1 protein-coding gene is annotated in these 974 nt (G+C 55.4%); it reads left to right on the forward strand.

What is annotated here, in order from left to right; genetic code table 11:
- A partial coding sequence (locus MPRO_RS24585) for a lysozyme (RefSeq protein ID WP_216821371.1) occupies window positions 1-717 on the forward strand: 717 nt, incomplete at its 5' end.
- Window positions 718-974: the final 257 nt, after the last annotated feature.

A 974-nucleotide genomic window follows, 5' to 3' on the forward strand; every position in this document is an offset into this window, starting at 1 on the left:
ACTGTGCAAGGAGTCTGCATGATGCGAAATTTTCCTGTAAAGGGGCTGATCGCCCTGACACTGGTTAGTGGCTTGCTGGCGGGTTGTGATAAGGCCGAGGTTGCAACCTATCCCACGCTTGACAGGCTGACACCGGGTATTTTCCTTGAGCCAGATGAAAGAGCGGTCCTGCCGCCCGGAATGGATCTCAGACCGGTGTATGACAAGGGGATTAATCTTACCAAAGCGTCGGAGGGCTTTGTCGGTAATCTGTATAACGATGCTGCCGGCTACTGCACCATCGCCTATGGTCATCTCATCAAGCTGGCCAGGTGTGACGGAACTGAGCCTGTAGAGTTTCGCCGCGGTGTCAGTGAACCTCAGGGCGTCGAGCTGCTGCGCGAGGATATGGGCACCGCGAAGCGGGCGGTGCTGACGGCCGTCAAGGTGGATCTGACGGACGGTCAATATGCAGCCTTGTGCGATTTTGTGTTCAACGTGGGCGGGGGGAACTTTCGCAAATCGACCTTGCTTAAAGTTATCAATGCCGGGAAGTTTCAAGAGGTCGCTTTCCAGTTGCGACGCTGGATCAAGGCGGGTGGTCGGGAGCTACCTGGTCTGGTAACGCGGCGTGAGCGTGAGATTGAGTTATTTTTCGAGGGTATTGGCATCCCGCGTGCTGTACCGCCAGACAATATGGACCTGTCTCCGCTTGATGTACGAACGGGTGAAATGTGAATTGCCGACCAGCCCCCGCGAGCCCTGATCCATAAAGAGGGCTGATGAGCGAAGGGAATCGCACTGTTCACCCAGGCGAACTGTTCCGGGCGATGTTCCGTCGTGCGTTGGGTCGTTGCCAAGTTGATCTGGTTGACATGAGATTAAGGTGGTTGCGTTGGAGTCTGTGCCTGACCTGTGTATTCTGAACATCTGACGCTGCCGACGCCCCCTTCCGGTTAGTCTCTGGAGCTCGCGGTATACTACCAATCAGAAAA

This window comes from Marinobacterium profundum, assembly GCF_001528745.1.
Lineage (GTDB): Bacteria > Pseudomonadota > Gammaproteobacteria > Pseudomonadales > Balneatricaceae > Marinobacterium_A > Marinobacterium_A profundum.